The following is a 21,396-nucleotide window of genomic DNA, read 5'->3' as shown; positions in this document are numbered from 1 at the left end:
TATATCTAAATTTCATAAAGAACCAAAACAGTATCGACAAAAAGCGTAAACATGTCGCTTAACCGCCCGTTTTTTTCGTTATATGTCATATATTATTCGGGGATATCTATTTCCAAAGAAATTTCTATTCCGCTTCTATTTTCGCCTACTTGTGTCGTTCGGGTGTAATAGACGACGAGAGGCCAACCGGTATCGGCGTGTATATAAGTGTCGTTTTGATCTTGGGCCATAATAATCGGAATTTGAGAACTGTCAATCGGTTTTCTCCTGTCTTCTTCGGGTAGATTGCTCTGTATGAGTTCTATAAATTGCTTTATGGCTTGGTCGGTATTTACTATTGCGTCGCTGGCTATGCGAAAGGACCCGTTTTCGGGATCGACTTCATCGATCCAAAATGTTCTCATACCTTTACAGGGTGCACCACCGAGAAGAGATGGGAAATTTTCTTCGATTTGATATTCTTCGTCAAAATCCATTTTACAACCGTGATAGTAGAGTAGAAAGGATAGTTCTTCGAGTGCGGTGGATACTACGACGGTCGTGTCGCCCATCTGTTTGGACAGGGTGGATTTGAGAAACCGGAAGAGGGAATCTTTTTGCGCTTCGGAACCTTGTTGGGCGCTTAATGCTTCGGCCGTCATTTCGGCGGCTTTCAGGTAACGAGACCTCAGTTTGTCGAAATTGACAAGCCGTTTTATCGTGCCCAATTCGTTTGTCTCGACGATGACTGTGTCGTTGCCGAAAGTCCGGCTTATTCGAGAGGTGAGTTCTCGGCTTATACTGTCCGAACCAGAGCGAATGGCGTTGGGAGTATCATAAACGGCTTGTAGCGTATAGCTGTTTTCGGTAGAGTCGATAACCGTGATATTTATCTTGGATATGGTTCTTTCCCACGATATGGTGTCTTTGCCCTGTATGTTGTATTTGTAATAATCGTACAGATAATCGTAACTGTCACCTTTCGACCAATAGGCTACAACTTGTACCGTAGAATCGTTGAGATTGATTTGGGCAGATAATGTCGTTACTATGCAGACTAATAAGGAACTGAGAATGGCTTTGGTTTTCATAGTAAGTATGGGTTTGATGATTCGTATATCTTTGAAACCGTTTTATTGTAATCGACTTCAAAGATATACATAAAAATCTGATTGTGATTTTCTCTTTCCCCCTATTATAGTATATATAATATTATTATTTCTTATCGGAGAACGGGAGTTTGAACCCTTGTTTGTTCAAATAGCCTTCCATGTCGTAGCCCAAAGCTATCCGGTAATAATCTAAAATATGGGCGCACCAGTCGTTTTCGGAGGTCGTTCCGCTGCGGTGGCGATTATATTCGGATATGGTTCGGTCGTATTGTTCGAGCTCGGGAGCCATGTCGTCGGTACGGTAATGATTGTGGTGTATGACTAATGATAGCGGTTGTTTGGGCTTTAAGTCGGGTGATTCTCTGGGTATGCCCAATGTGAGTGCACAAACGACAAACGTACCTTCGGGTAATTTTAGAATTTCGGCTATTTTCTCCGGATTGGCTGTACGAGCATAACCTACGCAGCAGCTACCGAGTCCGGCGGCTTGGGCTGCTACTACCGCATTCTGCATAGCTAGGGCAGCATCGATGATTCCTACCATAACGCCGTCGAGCGTATTCTCGAAATGAGGATTGTCGATTCCCTTTTTTTGTGCCAAGATGTCAATTTTATGATAGTCGGCGCAGAATACCAGTAAAGTGGCGCAAGTTTTAATTTGTTTTTGGTTTGTAATGGCGTAGAGCTCTTCTTTAATGGATTGATCGTCGATAGCTATTACCGAGAATTGTTGCCCGTTGTAACTTGTCGGGGTATTCGCGATGGCTCGATAGATGAAATCGAGCGTTTCGGACGGTATCTTATCGTATTCGTAGCGACGGACCGATGTGCGGTTCAGTAAAGTTTCTTCGATTGTTTTCATAATGAATGGTATTTTGAGTTAAACGATTAAGTGTATAGAAAGGTTTTCAAGTCATTTGTTCCAGTTCTTTAAGTCCTGTCTGGAAGTAATCTTGTTTCCAGTCCTGAGGACGGATTATTTCTCCGTTCCAGACAACGATGTCGATGTCTAATGGAATTTTACCGGAAAGTTTCGATTCGGGGGTACGGCCGTGTGCCTTCTCCATCGTTTTTAAGACATCATATAGTTCTTGATGATCAGTATCGGTGAATATTTTAACTACGGCATTGAGGTAGTTGGGGCTTTTTATGCTTCCGCAAGCTACCGTTTCATAAATAGAAGAAGATGCGGCAACGAGTCCCATTTCCTGTAATTCGGCAAATGCGTTATTCATTTGTCGCAGTTTGTCGGGCGTATTTGAGGCTAGGCTGATCAAAACTGTATTCATGACACATCTTTTAGGGAGAGTTGTATACGTTTCCGTTCTCGGTCGATACCGATGACACGGACTTTAACCGGTTGGTGCATAGAGACGATCTCGGCCGGATTGGAAATATATCGGTCGGCCATTTGCGAGATATGTACCAATCCGTTTTCTTTGATACCGATGTCGACGAAACAGCCGAATTGGGTAATGTTGGTGACTATACCGTTGAGAATCATTCCTTCTTGTAAGTCGTCTATCGTTTTGACTTTGGCGTCGAATTCCATCATTTCGATATAACGGCGAGGGTCCCGGCCGGGCTTGTCGAGTTCGGCGATGATGTCGGATAAAGTGGGTATACCCACATCTCCGGATATGTAGTTTTTGAGGTCGAGCTGTTTTTTCAGCTCTTTGTTTTCTATCAGATCGCTTACGGTGCAGTTTAGATCGTCCGCCATTTTTTCTACGATGGGATATCGTTCCGGGTGGACGGCAGAATTGTCGAGCGGATTTTGTGCATGGGGAATACGAAGGAACCCGGCGGCTTGTTCGAACGCTTTGGCTCCCATGCGGGGTACTTTGAGCAAGTCGGTTCTTCGGGCGAAGTCTCCGTTCTCTTTGCGATAATCGACTATGTTTTGAGCGAGTTGAGGGCCTAATCCCGATATATAAGTGAGCAGGTGCTTGCTGGCAGTGTTTACGTTTACCCCCACGGAGTTTACACAAAACTCAATCGTTCGGTCGAGCGATTTTTTCAGTTTGGTTTGGTCGACATCGTGTTGATATTGTCCTACCCCGATAGATTTCGGGTCGATTTTGACTAACTCGGCCAACGGATCTATGAGTCTGCGACCGATAGATACAGCACCACGCACCGTCACATCGTGTTCGGGAAATTCTTCCCGAGCTACTTTTGAGGCGGAATAGATAGATGCGCCGCTTTCGCTGACGACGAAGACCTGTATCTTGCGGTCGTAACGGAGGTGTGTGACGAATTGTTCCGTTTCCCGTCCGGCAGTTCCGTTTCCGATGGCGATAGCTTCGATTTTGTAGCTTTCTACCAGCTGTGTGAGTTTGCGTGCAGCTCCTGCCGAATCTTGACGAGGCGGGTGAGGGTATATGGTTTCGTTGTGTAATAGATTTCCCGGAGCGTCGAGACAAACTACTTTACAGCCGGTCCGGAATCCCGGGTCTATGGCTAATACTCGTTTTTGTCCTAATGGTGGCGCTAAAAGTAATTGTCGCACGTTTTCCGCAAAAATTCGGATAGCTTCGTTGTCTGCCTTTTCTTTTGAAGCGGCGGCGAATTCACTTTCTATGGAAGGGCGCAGAAGTCTTTTATAACTATCTTTTATCGCTTTGTCGACAAGGTTCGACGTTTCTCCTGAGCCTTTGATAAATATTTGTTGTAACCGTTCTATCGCTGTATCGTCGTCGGGGGTAATAGAAACTCTGAGAATACCTTCATTTTCTCCTCGTCTCACCGCTAAGATTTTATGGGAAGCACAACGTCGTAACGGTTCGCTCCATTCGAAGTAATCGCGGTATTTATCGCCTTCGGTTTCTTTCCCTTTAATGACTTTTGCATGGACGACAGCACTGTGCTCGAAACAACGCCGAATGGTATTTCTGGCTCGTTCGTTCTCGGAGACCCATTCGACGATAATGTCGCAAGCTCCTTCGACCGCTGTTTGTTCGTCGGGGATTTCGGGAGTAACGAATCGGGCGGCACTCGTTTTTATATTTTCGCTTTTTTGCGCCATGATGATTTTGGCGAGGGGCTCTAATCCGTGTTCCCGGGCTATCTCTGCACGGGTTCTTCTATGGGGTTTATAGGGTAGGTATATATCTTCGAGCTCGGTAATGTCCCAACAAGAATCTATGCGTTGTTTCAACTCTTCCGACAACTTTCCTTGTTCCTCGATTGTCGAAATGATAAATTTTTTTCGTTTTTCGGTCTCGCATAGTTTATCGTATGCTTCCTTGATATTACCTATTTGTACCTCGTCGAGGGAACCGGTAGCCTCTTTGCGGTAACGGCTGATGAAAGGAATAGTGGCTCCGCTGTCGAGCAGTTCGATTGTTTTTTCGATTTGTTTCTCGGCAAAACCCAGAGATTGTGACAGGAGCTTGTATATCGATGTATTCATGATTCTTTCTTTAATGTTATAATCGTGATTTCGGGGCGGGCGCCGATTCGCATGGGAAGGAATACACAACCGATACCTTCATTGACGTATAACATTTGGTGTTTATCGGGGGCGGTATATAGACCGCTCCATTCGGGATACAGGGGTTCGGCAAAAGAATATTCAAATTCTTTCCAGCCTAATTTCAGCTGCATGGCATGGGTGTGTCCCGATAAAGTGAGGTCGATGTTCGAGTGTGGAATAACTTCGTGTTTCCAATGCAGCGGGTTGTGAGAGAGCAGTATTTTGAAAACCGAATCGTTCAACGAGGAATATGCCTGATCCAATTTCCCGTATTGCGGGAAAGGTGGAAGTCCCCAATTTTCAACACCGATAAGGGCGATGCTGTCGTTTCCCCGGTGAAGAAATACCGAACGATTGTTCAACATCGTCCAACCCATTTTTTCCTCGTTGACGATGAGCGAACGGAGTGTTTGTTCTTTTCCTTCGGGGTTTTCCCAATGGAAATAGTCGCCGTAATCGTGATTTCCCAAGATAGAATATACTCCATCGGGTGCGGAGAGACGGGAAAGTACGTTCATGTAAGGAGGCAGTTCGTTTCCTCGGCGGTTGACGAGGTCTCCCGTAAAAACGATAAGGTCGGGGTGTAGTTGATTAATGCGGTTTATCCATCGGGGCAAGTAATTGGCTGCGGAGCCCAAAGTTTCGAGGTGGAGGTCGGAGAATTGGACGATGCGGTATCCGTCGAAATCTTCCGGCAAATTGGGAAAAGAGATTGTCCTGTAATTATATATGGGGTGTTGTCGGGCATAGAATGCGCCGTAGAGCATGGACCCGATGACATATAGGGCTAATGCTGTACCGATCATGTGACCCCATTCCCCTTTCTTCCTTTTCCATAAACGGGGGACGTAATCGAATAAAGAAAATATGGAGTAAAACCATTTGGGCATGTAGACCAAGAAGAAAATATAGAATATCCACATGGAGATATTTATATCGAGCTTCCCCGGAAAAGCGAATAGCCCCGTCACCCCTATACACACGAGAAGGAGAGTGACTAAGGAAAGGCCCCACCAAAGAATTTTTATCCATTTAGATTTATGACGAAAGTTGCGTCGAAAGATATAGAAATCGGCCGATAGAGCCAACAGTGGAAGTAAAATGAGAAGAAGGGGTAACCGCATATAATTTTATCGAATGTTGAGAAGGAAACGATGAGTGTTGCGTTGAAAACACTCATCGTTTCCTTATTGTGTTGTCATTTAGGCTTCTTGCCCTAATGCTATCAATTGATTTTTCAACGGATTGGCGTACATGGAGAGAATGCGCTCTTTTAGGAAGTCTTTGTCTTTACTCGTTACGTCGGGGATTTTTGCCAATTGTGAGTTTAGGTAATTGGCAAAAGTGGTTTGGTCTTTATTTGTGTAACGGTCGGCGAAACGTTTCTGTCCGTCTAGAATATCGTAAGCGATATAATTACCGGGATATATTTTATAATTGGTATGAATGGCCTTGTCTATTACTTTGAGTATGTTGGACAGTAATTCCGATTTTTCGTCGATTGCCGATAATTTGTCGAGTTCGTCGTTGATGCACGGGGATATTTGAAAATGTACACGACCCTTGAAGCCGAGTAGACCTATTTCCATGCTGTGCAAATCGTCTCTTTGGGATTTTTTAAAATCGGGATTGTCTCGTTTGAGCAGGAACTCGTGTGCTTTGAGATAGTCGCAGGGATCATATTCGTAGGATATGGAGACCGGAACAATGTTTATTTCTTTCAAATTATTGATGAGGTCTCCCTCTCCGGATATGCCTAACATTTTAATGAGAGATTCTTGTGTGCGGTCGTCGGAATCTTTCGAACGGCCTTCCCGTTGGGCTATCCATACCGATTCGTTTTTTTTCGTTATAGCGAAATGTATGTATCCCGATAGCTGTCGGGCGGCATCGAGCATTTGGCGCACGCCTACGTCTCGTTTGACGATAAAACTCTTATTGAGCCGAACTAAATCGGATATCCAGTCGTATATGAGCAGATTGTTTCCGATGGCTATTTCACTGGTTTTTATTCCGTTTCGAATGAGTAGCAGATTGAGTAGAGAGGCATCGAGCACAATGTCGCGATGGTTGGACATGAATGTGTAGCTTTTTGCCTTATCGAGTACATCGAGATTGTTCCCGGTAAGTCCTTTGGTGGTTTTCTGAGTTAGCCCTTCTAGGAAAGAGCGCATAACCAGTAATTGAAAGTCTTTTTTGTTGTCGATAGTCAACAATTCTTGGCAGAATAGTTCGTAGTTAATGTCGCGGAGTACGTAACGAACAGCGTGCTCGAATCCGGGTTCTGTAACCAGAACTTTCATTTTGTCGTGAAATTCACTGTCGTAAAAAGGTCGAATATCGTCAAATTCTTTTGGGCATTCCATAACATTAATATTTTTAAGGTATAGAACCGTCTATTGTTTTTATTCTTATGTTTTATATATCTCGATTGGCCGTATAATTACGCCATTTGTCAAACAGCAAGGTCATATCTTGCGGTATGGGGGAATCGAAAAACATCTCTTCTCCTGTTACGGGGTGTTTGAATCCGAGAGTTTTGGCGTGTAGGGCTTGCCGGGGGCAAATTTCAAAGCAGTTTTGTACAAATTGTTTGTATTTGGTAAAGGTCGTTCCTTTGAGAATTTGGTCTCCCCCGTAACGTTCGTCGTTAAAAAGAGTGTGTCCGATATGTTTCATGTGTACCCTAATTTGGTGTGTCCGCCCAGTTTCGAGCTTACACTCGACGATAGAAACATATCCCAATCTTTCTAAGGTTTTATAATGAGTTACCGCATGTTTACCGAAGTCTCCCTCGGGAAATACGGTCATTTGTAATCTGTCTTTGAGGCTACGACCGATATTTCCGGTTATCGTTCCTTCGTCATTTTCCATAATACCCCATACCAAAGCTACGTATTGTCTTTGGGTAGTTTTATGGAAAAACTGTAATCCCAAGTTTGTTTTGGCTTCGGGAGTCTTGGCTATGACTAATAATCCGGAAGTGTCTTTGTCGATACGGTGTACCAATCCCAAACGGGGGTCGCTTACATCATAGTCGGGGGTATCCCGGAAATAGTATGCCAGAGCGTTTACCAGTGTCCCGCTATAATTCCCGTGTCCGGGGTGTACGACCAATCCTGCCGGTTTGTTGACAACCAAGACGGTTTTGTCTTCGTATACGACATCGAGCGGTATGTCTTGGGGTATGATCTCGAATTCGTATCTGGGTCGATCCATGACGACAGACACGACATCGAGCGGCTTTACGCGATAGTTCGACTTGACCGCTTTCCCGTTTACGAGAATACAGCCAGCTTCGGCTGCCTGTTGTACCCGGTTACGGGAAGAACTTTCGAGACGTGCTACGAGAAATTTATCTACTCGTAATAGATTTTGTCCTTTGTCTGCCACGAACCGGAAGTGTTCATACAATTCCCGCTCACCTTCTTCTGCGATGATTTTGTCATCGGCTTCTATGTCTTCGTCGCAAGTGTTCATTGCATTCGAGATTGTTTAGTTAAACCAACTTTCATCGGTGAGAGGTGCTTCTTCCGCATTTTGTGGAATCTCGTCGATCGTCGAGTCGGGATATTCTTCGGGTATGCCGTCTCCCACAAGTAGAGTTAAGGAACTTCCCGCAGGAATTTTATCTCCTTGTTCGAGGTTTTCGCCTTTGTATTGTATACCGATAACGAGATCGGGGTATTCCGATGGTACATTTTGTGTTTTAATGTCTGTCAACCCTACACTTTCTAAGGTGGAAAGAGCTTGGCGAAGCGACATATCGGAGACTTTTGGACAAGAAATCATTCTGGGGGAGTAAGCGTTGATCGATAGATAAATAATTCGACCGTCTTTTACTTTGCTGCCGCCCGCAGGGGTCTGTTCGATGACACTGCCCGGAACCGCACCGTCGATAAACAGAGAGTCTATTATGTCGTACCGAAATCCTTCCCGATCGAGAATGCGTAGAGCATCGGGTAAAATCATTGTTTTGACCTCGGGGACAATGACCGCTTTCCCGTGCCGTGTATATAGCTTTAACCCGTATAGAGTGAGTGCTATCAGCAGAAAAAAAACGATAATCATCAATACTAACGTTTTGATTATCGGGTGCTTTTTGAAAAAATCAATTATTTTTCCCATAATCGCTTAGGTGCATAACTTATCTAAGATTTCACAAAGATAGGGAAAATAGCTTGCAACGGTGTTAACTTAATTATTTTTATGACAAAAAGATTTTGTCCTTCCAATATTTCTTTGGTGAAATGAAGAGCTGCATGATTCCTTTTTCGAATTTGAGGAAGAATATAATTTAACATTTATAACTTAAATAATCTGTCTGTTCTTGATTGATATTCGATAATGATTTACTTTTGCAAGAAAAAATAAGCTTCTGTATATTATGAAAAGGAGTAATTTGGTATGGGTTGTTATCGCTGTTCTGGTCGTCGCATTGTTGGGAACCGGGATTTTCATATACATGCAACATAAAGCAATGTCCGATTTCAAGGAGCAAGTGGAGATAGACAAACAGCGGAGCGAGCTTGAAAAAGAATATAGCGATTTGGCTGCCCAGTACGATCAGTTCGAGGGACAGAAGATGATGTTCAATAACGATTCGTTGATCGAAAAGCTCGATGCCGAGAAGGTGAAAGTTCAACGATTGTTGGAAGAGTTGCGGACTGTGAAAAATACGAGTTCGGCTCGTATCGAGGAATTAAAGCGGGAGTTGACTACGCTGCGGGGAATTATGCGTCATTATGTGATGCAAATCGATTCGTTGAATGTTGCCAATAAACAGTTGCGGGAAGAGAATGCGAAGGTGACCCGGCGGTATAGAGAGGTAGCGCAAACAGCAAGTCAATTGAAACAAGAACGAGAGGAATTGACCGAAAAGGTAACATTAGCGGCAAAGCTCGATGCCGTAGGTATTGTGGTGACTCCGATAGATTCGAGAGGAAAAACTGCAAAAAAAATTAAAAAGACCGATAAAATAAAGATAACATTCTCCATAGCCAAAAATGTAACGGCCGAAGTCGGTGAGAAATATATTTATGCCCGTATTGTAAAACCCGATGGAGATGTATTGGTGAAAGATAGGGCCGATGTATTTCCTTTTGAAGATCGTGAAATAAATTATTCTTGCCGAAAATTGATTGAATATACAGGTGAAGAATTGAATGACGTGACAATGTATTGGGCCGTGGAAGAATTTTTATATCCCGGGGAATATCGCGTGGATATCTTTGCCGATAACTATAAGATAGGGACTCGTTCGTTCACTTTGAAACAATAGCTTCCGCCTCTGTATTTGTTTGGAGAATCGGGCCAATGTGAAAGTATGGGTAAAGCTCTTCCCGATTTTATCGATATTTTGGCTTTGTCGATAATTTGTGGGGAGGCAGACTTGAATTTTAGCGATGAATCTCTTGTCGATAAGTGTATTCCTGTCTTCTTGATGAATGGTTAAAAAGCGGCCGAATAGATTCTTGAAAAATTTAACCCCTCCGTCACTACGTGCCATCTTCCCTATATTTTGCCGTGCAAAACACAGAGGAGGAGTTTAAAAGTAACCCTCTATTCATTTGTGAAGTGCCCCCAAAAAGTTGAATGAGTTTAACCTAACCGGAAATATTTCACTTCATAGTTAGTACCAGATTACTCAACTCCTCTCCTCTATATTGAAATCTTCGAAGTGAGTTTTAGCCCTCTCCCCCTGTGTCGCGCAGCAATAGGGGAAGAGCCCGCAGGGCGAGGGGGGTGAAAAAATCATATAATCTTTGATTGAGGGGTTAGAGGTATAAAAGGAGAAAATATCGACTCAGTCGATATTTTGCGTAGAGAGATGATTCTTCTATGTATCTTATGAAGCATATTTTCGGTAGCATTCTATTGTTTGGTTATTGAGTTTTTTCGTTCATGAAACATGCTTTCGAATACAGCGGGGAAAAATTCAAAGCTGATTCTTAAAAAATAGTAAAAATAGAAAACTAAAATCTTTAAATATTTGTTTAATGCTAAACTCGGCGTATTTTTGCGGTGTAATGCCGGGTGCATTATTTTTTTAAGAAAGAAAATTGTTTATGCAACTATAAGCAAAGCAAGTATTAGTTTCGTTAAAGCAAAGTAAAAGATAAATAGAAGCGTATGAAAATAAATGGAAGCATATGGGCAGGGAGGGCATTGTTAGCAGCCTTCTTGTTATCTTTTCTGATGGGTTCGGCACAACAACCGGTTTCGCTCGATTCTTGCCGACAGATGGCATTAAAGAATAATAAGCAACTGCGTATAGCCGAAGAAAAGGTGAAAGGGGCAGGCTATACAAAAAAATCGGCTAGGGGAGCTTATTTCCCGGGAATAGATTTTACCGGGTCTTATATGTATAATCAAAAGTCGATATCGCTTTTGGAGTCCGACCAATATTTGCCTACAAAGACATTCGATTTAGCCAGTCAAGAATACAAGTATAATGTGGTAACTAACCCGGCGACCGGGCAGCCTATATTGAACAACGGGCAGCCTATACCGTCGACTGTCGCCATGATCCCGAAGGAGGCTTTCGAGTTCGATGTACATAATGTGTATGCTGGGTTGGTGACACTGACGCAACCTATTTTTATGGGGGGTAAGATAAAGGCATTGAACGATATTGCCGGATATGCCGAGAAGTTGGCGGTGTCGCAGAAGAATACGGCCGAGAAGGAAATTATTTATCAGACAGATGAGGCTTATTGGCAAGTGGTCTCTCTCGTTCATAAGAGAAAACTGGCCGAGAGTTATACGGCTTTACTCGATACGTTGAACCGGCATGTACAAGAGATGATAGCCGAAGGAGTTGCGACTCAGTCGGACGGATTGACCGTGGCCGTGAAGTTGAATGCCGCTCAGATAACCCTTGCTAAGGTCGATAACGGATTGGCTTTGTCGCGTATGGCTTTGGCTCAAATTTGTGGGTTGCCGGTCAATTCTATATTTACGCTTGAAGATGAATCGTTGGAGCGTGTAGCTCCGCAGGAGGCTCCGTTGTCGTATAATATGGAGGAGGTTTTTAAAAATCGGAACGAAGTGTTGAGTCTTAATTATGCGGCGAAAATCTATGAAAAGAAGAAAAACTTGGCTCTTTCCGATATGTTACCCAAGTTGGCTTTGGTGGGGACTTATTCTTTTACCAATCCCAACGTATTTAACGGATTTAAAAACGAGTTCGACGGTATGTTCAGCGTGGGAGTAATGCTCAATATTCCAATCCTTCATTGGGGAAAGAACTACAATAAGATTCGTGCCGCTAAGAGTGAAGCGGTTGTTGCCAAGTTGGAATTGGCCGACGTGAAAGAAAAGATAGAATTGCAGGTAAGTCAAGCGGCTTTTAAAACTTCGGAGGCTTATAGAACTTATAAAATGGCTGTGAAAAATTTGGAGAAAGCCGATGAAAATTTGAGAAATGCGCAACTTGGATTTCAAGAGGGAGTACTTACGACGACAAATGTTCTTGAAGCTCAAACAGCATGGCTCGAAGCCCAATCGGAAAAAATAGATGCCGAAATCGATACCCGACTTTGCGAGGTTTATTTGGCTAAGGCTTTGGGCACTATGAAATATTGAAAATAGAAAATATAAAAAATAGCAAAACAGATTTACAATGGAAAATCTAAGAGAAAAGAAAGAGCGCAGTTTGGTCGTAGGCCTCATTGCTTTGATTGTCATTATAGTTGTTTTGGCCTTGATCGGATTATTCTTGCTTAAACCGGAGCCCCAAATTATTCAAGGGCAAGCCGAAGCGACACAAGTACGGGTTTCAGGAAAGTTGCCCGGCCGAGTGGTCGAATTCATGGTAGAGGAGGGACAGCATGTTCTGGCGGGGGATACATTGGTACATATTCATTCTTCGTTGGTAGAGGCGAAACTTTCACAGGCCGAGGCTATGGAAACCGTAGCTAAGGCTCAGAATAAAAAGGTGGACAGTGGTACGCGCGTGGAACTGTTGAATTCTGCCTATGATATGTGGCAACAGGCTCAAGCCGGTTTAACGATCGCCAAGAAGACGTATGAGCGTATGCAGTCGTTGTATAAGAAAGGAGTAGTTTCGGAACAAAAACGCGATGAAGCCGAGGCTGCTTATAAAGCAATGGTCGCTACTGAAAGTGCGGCTAAATCGCAATATGAAATGGCAAAGGCCGGTGCGCAGGCCGAGGATAAGGCTGCCGCTGCCGCTATGGTCGCCGCCGCACAAGGTAGTGTCGCAGAGGTCGAGTCTATTTTGTCGGATTCTTATCTGACGGCTCCTACCGACGGTGAAATTTCCGATATTTTTCCGAATGTGGGGGAATTGGTGAGTTTAGGTGCTCCGATTATGAATGTATTGAAACTCGACGATATGTGGGTTTCGTTCAATGTTCGGGAAGACTTGTTAGAAAATTTGACTATGGGAGCCGAAGTACAGGCTATAATTCCGGCATTGGAAAATAAGGAAGTGACTTTGAAAGTATTTTATATTCGGGATATGGGATCTTATGCGGTATGGCGCGCTACGAAAGTTACCGGGCAATACGATGCCAAAACTTTCCAAGTGAAAGCCCGTCCGGTCGAACCGGTCGATAATCTACGTCCGGGAATGTCGGTATTGTTGAAAAGAGATAAAAAATAAAATGGAAGTTCTGTAACTTCGAGAATGTCTATATGTCAGAACGAATGGAATATCAAACGGGGCTTTGGGCTACTATTGTCCGGGAATTGAAACAACTGGTTTCGCGTCCTATCTATGTACTTTGTATGGTAGGAGCGCCGCTATTCAGTTGCATATTCCTGCTTTCCTTGATGTACGAAGGGTTACCTCATAAGATTCCGGTAGCGATTGTCGATCACGACCACACCTCTACGTCTAGGAATTTTATTCAACAGCTTGGATCTCAGGAGTCGGTCGATGTTGCCTATAAGTTGAATAGCTTTACCGAGGCTCGGGAGTTGATGCAGTCGGGTGATATTTTCGGATTTTTGATTATTCCTGAGGATTTTGAAGCGAAGGCTATCGCCGGTCGTCAACCCGAAATTTCTTTTTATACGAATGATGCCTATTACATTCCTGCGTCGCTGCTATATAAAAGTTTCAAAACCATGTCGGTGTTAGCTTCGGGTGCAGTCGTGCGCCAAGTATTACTTTCTGCGGGAGCCGAGGAGTCACAGATTATGGCTAAGTTGCAGCCGATAGCGACGGATATGCATGCGTTGGGCAATCCGTGGATTAGCTATTCGGTTTATCTGAATAATTCTTTTCTTCCCGGGTTATTGCAATTGATGATTCTGTTGGTTACGGTTTTCAGTATCGGATCTGAGATGAAACGAGCCACGTCGAGAGAATGGTTGCGGACTGCCGACGATTCGATTATTATTGCTATTACAGGTAAACTCATTCCCCAAACGATCATATTTTTTTCGATGGGGCTTTTATACTTGTCGTTGCTATACGGTTATTTGCATTTCCCGATGCATAACAGCATTTGGCACATGATTTTCGCGATGTTCTTGTTGGTTGTCGCTTCACAGAGTTTTGCGGTAATTATTATGTGTTTTGCGCCTTCGTTAAGAATTGGGTTGAGTGTCGGTGGTTTGGTGGGAGTCTTGTCTCTTTCTATCGCGGGATTTTCTTTCCCTGTGCCGGCTATGTATTTGCCGTTCCAAGCTATCTCGTATGTATTGCCTGTACGGCATTATTTTTTGATTTATGTAGATCAGGCATTGAATGGAATACCTCTTTATTATTCGCGTGTACATTATGTCGCATTGATTTTGTTTGCGGTGGCATCCACTCCGTTGTTACCCCGGTTGAAAAAGGCTTTGATGCGTCAAGTATATGTACCGTGATGTAAAAATAAAATGATATGAAATTGTTTCATTCTATAAAAATAGGTTTGTCCGACATTTATTACATTTGGCGGCGGGAATACCGTGCTGTTTTTCATGATTTGGGAATCGTGCTGTTTTTCTTTGCTTTACCATTCGCTTATCCGATTGTATATGCCGCAGTGTATAACCCTGAGGTAGTGAGGGAAGTGCCTATGGTCGTCGTGGATAATGCCCGTACCCCTTTGAGCCGGGAGCTCGCTCGTGAGATGGACGCGACACCGAATGCGCATATCGTTTCGTATTGTGCCGATATGGACGAGGCGAAGCACATGATGTATGAAAAGCATTGTTATGGAATATTGTTTATTCCGGAAGATTTCAGTCGAAAAATAGAGCGAGGTGAACAAAGTGTCGTTTCGTTCTATTCGGATATGAGTATTCTCTTGAATTACAAAGGTTTTTTAATTGCGTTGACCGATGTGACGATGAACCTCGGAGGAAAGTTACAGACTCAGGCTTTGGGTGGAGCCACGCAGGAACAAATCAATGTAGCGACACAACCCATTCCGTATAGCTCTATTAATTTGTATAATCCAGAGTCGGGTTTGGCATCGTTTTTATTGCCTGCCATATTGGTGTTGATTTTACAGCAGAGCCTTATTTTGGGAATTGGTATGATGGCTGGGGGAATTTATGAACATCGACAGTTACACCTGTTTTACAGTGGACGAGAACATATGCACAATAATGTATTGCATTTGGTGATAGGCAAATCATTGTGCTATTTTAGCTTGTATATTTTATGTACAGCATACATACTACATTTTATTCCGTGGCTTTTTAAATATCCGCAGATAGGTAGTCAGGTAGAAATTTATTCTTTTGCCGTTCCGTTCTTGTTATCTTCTATATTTTTTGGAATGACGCTATCCATATTTGTTCGAGAACGCGAAAGTTCTTTCTTGTTGTTTGTCTTTACTTCGGTTATATTTTTGTTCATATCGGGTATTACATGGCCTCGTTATGCTATGCCGGAGTTTTGGAAGTGGTTGGGTGCTCTCATTCCGTCTACTTGGGGAATAGAAGGCTTTGTACGTATGAATACGGCCGGGGCTGGTATTTATGATGTGCGTCATGCCTATACGATGTTATGGATTCTGACAGGAGTTTATTTTGTGACGACTTGCTTGGTTTATAGGTATCAGATTTGGAAAGATAAAAAACGAGGCTTTTCGGGAGTGCTCGATTCAGGGATAGATTGAAAGAACAGGTTAGTTATATAGATAGAAGCCGACATCTTAATAGATAGTCGGCTTTGTTGTTTTTTGTGAAATCCATCGATTTTAAAACGGTTTTGATATTTTATTATTATCTTTACGTCCCTTTTCTAAAAATATAACTTAAATAATAGATAATGAACTGTATTTCACGTAACTGTTTGTTGCTTGTCGTTTTGACTTGCTTGTTTCCGTTCTTTGTATTTGCAGAGATTCCTGCCGGATATTATGATGCTGCTGTTGGAAAAAGCGGTGAGGATTTGCAAAAAAGTTTGTCTACCATCTTAAACGATGCAACCGATGTAGGTTATAATGGCTTGTGGAATCTTTATAAAACGACAGACAGACGTTCCGATGGGAAAGTGTGGGATATGTATTCCGATATAACGAACTATACTTTTGGAACCGATCAATGCGGTTCATATGGGAGTGAAGGCGATTGCTATAATAGAGAGCACTCGGTTCCCAAAAGCTGGTTTAGTGAGCGGTCGCCTATGAAGTCCGATGTGTGGCATGTCTATCCAACCGATGGAAAAGTAAATGGAATGCGCAGCAACTACCCGTTTGGAGAGGTAGCCTCTGACGCACCGGGCTCGGAAAATGGATTTTCCAAATGGGGAAAATGTAAGACTCCTGGTTATTCGCATACGGTATTCGAGCCGAACGATGAATATAAAGGCGATTTTGCGCGTACTTATTTCTATTTTGCTACTCGGTATAAAGGGGTGGCAACGAGTGGATATGGTGCTGAGGTGTTTTCCTCTGCCTATCCTTATATAACCAAGTGGCAGTTGGATATGTTGCTTCGTTGGCACGAGCAAGACCCCGTTAGCCAAAAAGAATTGGATAGAAACGAAGCTGTCTATGAGTCGCGGCAAGGGAATCGGAACCCGTTTATCGATTATCCCGAATTGGTCGATCTCATCTTTGGAGACAGTCGTAATATCCCCTTTATGCCAGATGGAGGAGATGCTCCGTATATCGAGGCTCCTCGAAACGGATCGACTGTCGATATGGGAATCGCTTCGGTGAATAGTTCTTCACCGGTAACGGTTCAACTGTCTGTTAGAGGACGTAATATCGAGAGTGCTGTTTCGGTTGAAGTAGGAGGCGATGATAGTGAGTGCTTTTCGGTGAATCGTCGGGAACTTACAGCCGATGAGGTTAATAATGGAACGACTGTCGAGTTAGCCTATCGTTCTTCGGTAGTAGGCTCGCACGAAGCTGTTTTGGAAATATCGGGAGGTGGATTAAAGTCTCCGATTATCGTTAATTTGAAAGGACAGGCTATCGATGATTTTGTCGCATTGCCGGCGAAGGATATTACGAAAAATTCTTTTGTGGCGGTTTGGACTCCGAAATCGGAAGCAACCGATTATGAATTGAATGTGTGGTACGACGACTATTCGTCGAGTGCTCCTGAGAAGGACATATTGGACGTGACGTTTTCGTCGAAGCCCGGTTCGTGGACATATGAGGGATATACTGCTGTTGAATCGGGAAAATTACGATTAGGTTCGGGTAGTGATGATGGTAGCGCCATTTCTCCGGTGGTCGATTTGTCGGCAGACGATGTGTCTATAACAGTGGAGGCATCGCCTTACAAAACAACCGATAATTCGGTTTTGTACATTCTGGTAGATGATGAACCTGTCGATGAAATATCGTTGCCGGAAGGGACGGTGACGAAAACAATTCCTTTCAAAGGAGGAACGAAGTCATCGAAGATTACGTTCAAAGCAGAAAAAGACCATCGTGTCTATTTGCACAGTGTTAAAGTGAAAAGCGGCGGAGGTTCTACCCCTGTTGTTTTAGATGGATATCCCCGTCGAGTAGGAGATGTAAACGAATATATGGTATCCGATTTAGCTCCCGCCGTACAGTACCATTATACGGTGACTCCCTATATCGGGGAAGAGGCTCAGTCGGTGTCTAATACGATTTCAGTCTCTACGTGGTCGGCAGCTGTCGATGATATGGAGGCAGACCGTGTTTTGATATTTACCTCTGGGAATGTGTTACACATACTCAATGCCCCGATGAATGCTGTTGCCTCGTGGTATACGATGGACGGGCGTTTGTGTGGCTCACGGATTTTGCATAACGAGGAGGTCGAATGGGAGCTGCCCGAAGGAATTTATATCGTGAGGGTTGTATCTCCGTCGTTACAAAATACGGTGAGAGTGCATAGCTCGCGTTGAGATTAAAAATCTGTATTATGAGTACTATGAAAAATTGTGCCCGGATAATTTTCGGGATATTGGGCGTTTCGTTTCTGGGATTTCGGCTTGATGCCACAGTTCCTGCGGGCTATTATTATGCGGCCGATGGAAAAAATGGAGCTGAGTTGAAAACTGCATTATACGAAATAATAAGTTCGATGCATACACTCGGTTATGGTAGTGGGGAAGATGCCACGTGGGAGGGCTTCTCCCGAACAGACCGTAAAGAAGATGGTAGTGTGTGGGACAGGTATTCCGATGAAATGCGCTATTTCGATGGCTTTAATGCCGTCGGGGGCATGCATATAGAGCACTCTTTCCCGAAAAGTTGGTGGGGCGCTTATGAAAATAATGCTTATAGGGATTTGCATCATTTGTTCCCGGCAGACGGATCGGCCAATTCCGCTAAAAACAATTTGCCGTTGGGTGAGGTCACGGGAGTTTCTGGCTTTGACAATGGGGTCTCGAAGGTAGGAAAGAATGGTTGGGGAGTAGATTATACCGACCGTTGCTTCGAACCTGCCGACGAGTATAAGGGCGATTTTGCTCGTGCCTATTTCTATGTCGTAACGGCCTATGAAAACTTGTGTGACTATTGGCAGTCGCCTATGCTCGATAACAATACTTATCCGGTATGGAAAGAGTGGGCGTTGGACATGCTGTTGGAGTGGCATTCGCAAGACCCTCCGTGCGAAAGAGAGTTGGCGAGGAACGATTCGGTTTATACCATACAGGGGAATCGAAATCCTTATATAGATTATCCCGATTTGGTCGAGTATATATGGGGAGCTCATCGGGAAGACCCGTTCAGGTTCCCCGCAGAGACTCTCCCTTTCTTGGCTTTGCCTCGTCGGGATCAAATCATGGATATGGGGGTGATTATGTTGGGTGATAATAAAAGCGAACAACTTGATATATTGGGAAACAACCTCACCTCTTCTTTGTCCCTCTCGTGGGCGATAGGAGGTATATTTGAACTTTCCGATTACGAAGTGTCGGCACAAGAAGTGCACGATGGTTGTACAGTTGGAATATCGTGTCGAGAGCTGAGGAAAGGAGAATATCGCGATACGGTGATTATTTCGGGAGGGGGCATTGAGACCCCGTATCGTATACCGGTACAAGTAGTTTCAGTCCCTTCGTTTATAGAAACCTCGGCATCCGATGTTACGGCCACCGAGGCTTTGATACATTGGATTAATTACCCCGAAGCTATCGATTACCAAGTTTCTCTTTGGGCGGGGAATACCTCTGCCGGAGATTTGATTATTTCGGCTTATGTCGAGGGATCGGGGTATAATAAAGCGATTGAAATCTATAACGGAACAGGAGTCCCGGTCGACCTTTCTGCATACAGTTTGCGAATGGAGGTTAATGGCAGTGGTTCTTTCGTGAACGATACTCCGTTAGGACCTTCTATATTAAATAACGGAGAGACCTATTTATTATTAAATTCGCTATCGACTGATGGGGAGTTAATCGCTAAGGCTTCGCAGATTATTCCCGGGGGAGAAACTTCGCCTCTCAATTTCAATGGGAATGATGCTGTTGCGCTTTGTCGCGATGGTATAATAATTGATGTGGTGGGTGTTGCCGGGGAAATAGCTTATTGGGGGCAAGATAAAACGTTGTATCGCCGATCCGAGATAACACACCCTACATCGCGATATAATGGGAAAGAGTGGATATCGTCTCCGAAAGATGATTTTTCGAGGATAGGGCTTTTTCGTATGCAGCTTGACGACAAACGGGAATATATACAGACCGATAAGTCAATCGGGCTCGTACAAAACTATCGTTTTACCGAATTGCGACCGTTGACTCGCTACACCTATCAAGTGAGCGCTGTTATACCTTCGGGTATAGTAAAGGCCGCATACAGCATGCAATTTGAGACAGATTCTCTGGCTGTGCCGCAGTTGCTCGATGCCTCGGATATAACCGATAGTACTTTCCGAATAAATTGGGAAGAAGTTCAGGGAGCCGATAATTATGAGATAATTTGTTTTACACAGACCGGTGAACAACATGTTTATACTGAGGGATTTGACGAAGTAGATTCGTCCGGAAAACCTCTGCCCGATAATTGGGAGGGAACAGCTTCTGGTAATTATACATCTGCGGCAAGTAGCGGAGTGTCGGCTCCTTCGGTCGCATTGAAAAATACGGGAGAATATTTACAGACCCCTCGGTATAACGAGGGTATAGTAAAGTTTTCGTTTATGTATCGTTTTGCATCCTCCGGGACGGGATCCTACATTGTTGTTGAGAAAGAATCGGATAATAGTTGGACAGCTATTGATACATTGCGATATGTCGATACTTCTAAGAATTATCCCGAATATACCTTTTCGATCGAAGAACATGTGACTTCGGTAAAAGTCGTTTATGCACATAAAGAAAAAGGAAACGTAGCTGTCGATGATGCTTCGATTACTTATGGAGCTTATGTTAAGGATATTTTCTCTCAGGAAAAGGTCGGGAATATTACGACTCATGTTATAGAGGGGCTTTCTCCTCAGACAGAGTATGGCTATCAAGTCCGTTCGGTATGTAAAGATGTTGTTTCAAATTGGTCTTCGGTACAGAGAGCCGTTACGGCCGATATCTCGGCTGTTACATCTGTTCGATCATGTGATCCGCTCGTATATGTGTCGGGACGGCAAATTATAATAGCGACTCTTTGTGGTTTCGAACGAATATCGGTTTACAATCTATCTGGGCAAATGTTATATGCAGTGGCTGCTGAGGGGAAAAACCAAATAGCGATAAATGTCGATCGAGGAATTTATATAATAAAAATAGAGGCGAGGAATAAAATATTCAATAAAAAAATAATTCTGTAAAATGCAGAATATTATATGGTTATATTTTATTTAAAAAATAATTCAAAAAAAACATTGAGAAAAATTTGGAGCGGAATAGGAAAATGCATTAACTTTGCAACCGCAAAAGAGGAAACGGGGCACGCCCCGGGGAACTTTTGCCAAGTTCATTGAAGGAATTGAAGAAGCAAGTGTAGTACAGGAAATAAGAGAGAAAGAAGTCAATTCGGTCAGGTGACGCTTCGAAGGTATAATAAAGAAAAAGAAAAGAATACAACGAAGAGTTTGATCCTGGCTCAGGATGAACGCTAGCGACAGGCCTAACACATGCAAGTCGAGGGGCAGCGGGGAGGTAGCGATACCTTTGCCGGCGACCGGCGCACGGGTGAGTAACACGTATGCAATCCACCTGTAACAGGGGGATAACCCGGAGAAATCCGGACTAATACCCCATGATATGGGCTCTCCGCATGGAGGGTCCATTAAAGAGAGCAATCTTGGTTACAGACGAGCATGCGCTCCATTAGCCAGTTGGCGGGGTAACGGCCCACCAAGGCGACGATGGATAGGGGTTCTGAGAGGAAGGTCCCCCACATTGGAACTGAGACACGGTCCAAACTCCTACGGGAGGCAGCAGTGAGGAATATTGGTCAATGGTCGGCAGACTGAACCAGCCAA

At 43.7% G+C, this 21,396-nt stretch carries 16 protein-coding genes and 1 rRNA gene; 9 read left to right on the top strand and 8 right to left on the bottom strand.

Going from position 1 to position 21,396, the window contains the following annotated elements; all coding sequences use genetic code 11:
* Positions 1-92: 92 nt before the first annotated feature.
* The 8 genes from NBH06_RS12100 to NBH06_RS12065 all read right to left on the bottom strand — a co-directional run bounded on the left by NBH06_RS12100 (position 93) and on the right by NBH06_RS12065 (position 8,697).
* Complete coding sequence (locus NBH06_RS12100) at positions 93-1,070, bottom strand: hypothetical protein (protein WP_118687543.1); 978 nt, start codon at positions 1,068-1,070, stop codon at positions 93-95.
* A gap of 124 nt (positions 1,071-1,194) precedes the next feature.
* Positions 1,195-1,953, bottom strand: a complete 759-nt coding sequence (locus NBH06_RS12095) for a nitroreductase family protein (RefSeq protein WP_118687544.1) — start codon at positions 1,951-1,953, stop codon at positions 1,195-1,197.
* Positions 1,954-1,999: 46 nt separating this feature from the next.
* Entirely contained in the window at positions 2,000-2,380 is a 381-nt protein-coding gene (gene folK, locus NBH06_RS12090) for a 2-amino-4-hydroxy-6-hydroxymethyldihydropteridine diphosphokinase (RefSeq protein ID WP_118687545.1), read from the bottom strand.
* Positions 2,377-4,506 (bottom strand): Tex family protein, encoded by a 2,130-nt coding sequence (locus tag NBH06_RS12085; RefSeq protein ID WP_250794562.1) that lies wholly within the window; start codon positions 4,504-4,506, stop codon positions 2,377-2,379. Before NBH06_RS12085 ends, folK begins: the two co-directional genes overlap by 4 nt.
* Positions 4,503-5,693 (bottom strand): metallophosphoesterase, encoded by a 1,191-nt coding sequence (locus tag NBH06_RS12080; protein WP_250794560.1) that lies wholly within the window; start codon positions 5,691-5,693, stop codon positions 4,503-4,505. Before NBH06_RS12080 ends, NBH06_RS12085 begins: the two co-directional genes overlap by 4 nt.
* Positions 5,694-5,771: 78 nt before the next feature.
* The gene (locus NBH06_RS12075; RefSeq protein WP_021891982.1) at positions 5,772-6,935 is read right to left on the bottom strand and encodes a hypothetical protein; all 1,164 of its coding nucleotides are present in this window, start codon (positions 6,933-6,935) and stop codon (positions 5,772-5,774) included.
* 52 nt (positions 6,936-6,987) lie between these two features.
* Positions 6,988-8,049 carry an RluA family pseudouridine synthase gene (locus NBH06_RS12070; RefSeq protein ID WP_021891981.1) on the bottom strand — a complete coding sequence of 354 codons (1,062 nt, stop codon included), beginning with the start codon at positions 8,047-8,049 and terminating at the stop codon, positions 6,988-6,990.
* 15 nt (positions 8,050-8,064) lie between these two features.
* Positions 8,065-8,697 carry a PASTA domain-containing protein gene (locus NBH06_RS12065; protein ID WP_021891980.1) on the bottom strand — a complete coding sequence of 211 codons (633 nt, stop codon included), beginning with the start codon at positions 8,695-8,697 and terminating at the stop codon, positions 8,065-8,067.
* A gap of 259 nt (positions 8,698-8,956) precedes the next feature.
* On the opposite strand from NBH06_RS12065, the gene NBH06_RS12060 reads away from it, so the two are divergent.
* From NBH06_RS12060 to NBH06_RS12025, 9 genes are all read left to right on the top strand, one after another.
* Positions 8,957-9,850: a DUF8429 coiled-coil domain-containing protein gene (locus NBH06_RS12060; RefSeq protein ID WP_021891979.1), complete on the top strand. Its 894-nt coding sequence runs from the start codon at positions 8,957-8,959 to the stop codon at positions 9,848-9,850.
* Between the two features lie 45 nt (positions 9,851-9,895).
* Positions 9,896-10,024: a hypothetical protein gene (locus tag NBH06_RS13570; protein ID WP_262892420.1), complete on the top strand. Its 129-nt coding sequence runs from the start codon at positions 9,896-9,898 to the stop codon at positions 10,022-10,024.
* A gap of 677 nt (positions 10,025-10,701) precedes the next feature.
* Entirely contained in the window at positions 10,702-12,156 is a 1,455-nt protein-coding gene (locus tag NBH06_RS12055; RefSeq protein WP_155013214.1) for a TolC family protein, read from the top strand.
* A 37-nt stretch (positions 12,157-12,193) separates the two neighbouring features.
* On the top strand, positions 12,194-13,198 hold the full coding sequence (locus NBH06_RS12050) for an HlyD family secretion protein (RefSeq protein ID WP_021891976.1): 1,005 nt from the start codon (positions 12,194-12,196) through the stop codon (positions 13,196-13,198).
* A 32-nt stretch (positions 13,199-13,230) separates the two neighbouring features.
* Positions 13,231-14,412 (top strand): ABC transporter permease, encoded by a 1,182-nt coding sequence (locus NBH06_RS12045; protein ID WP_250794558.1) that lies wholly within the window; start codon positions 13,231-13,233, stop codon positions 14,410-14,412.
* A gap of 17 nt (positions 14,413-14,429) precedes the next feature.
* Positions 14,430-15,656: an ABC transporter permease gene (locus NBH06_RS12040; protein WP_195492931.1), complete on the top strand. Its 1,227-nt coding sequence runs from the start codon at positions 14,430-14,432 to the stop codon at positions 15,654-15,656.
* Between the two features lie 152 nt (positions 15,657-15,808).
* A complete protein-coding gene (locus NBH06_RS12035; RefSeq protein ID WP_195492930.1) occupies positions 15,809-17,872 on the top strand; it encodes an HNH endonuclease signature motif containing protein in 2,064 nt (687 codons plus the stop codon).
* Between the two features lie 17 nt (positions 17,873-17,889).
* Positions 17,890-20,739 carry an endonuclease gene (locus tag NBH06_RS12030; RefSeq protein ID WP_250794556.1) on the top strand — a complete coding sequence of 950 codons (2,850 nt, stop codon included), beginning with the start codon at positions 17,890-17,892 and terminating at the stop codon, positions 20,737-20,739.
* A 252-nt stretch (positions 20,740-20,991) separates the two neighbouring features.
* A 16S ribosomal RNA gene (locus tag NBH06_RS12025) occupies positions 20,992-21,396 on the top strand; the annotation flags it as partial.

The sequence above is a fragment of the Barnesiella sp. B2-R-119 genome, from assembly GCF_023656675.1.
Taxonomy (GTDB): domain Bacteria; phylum Bacteroidota; class Bacteroidia; order Bacteroidales; family Barnesiellaceae; genus Barnesiella; species Barnesiella intestinihominis.
The sequence above is the reverse complement of the archived record's forward strand: the minus strand, read 5'-3'. Positions and strand labels throughout refer to the sequence as shown.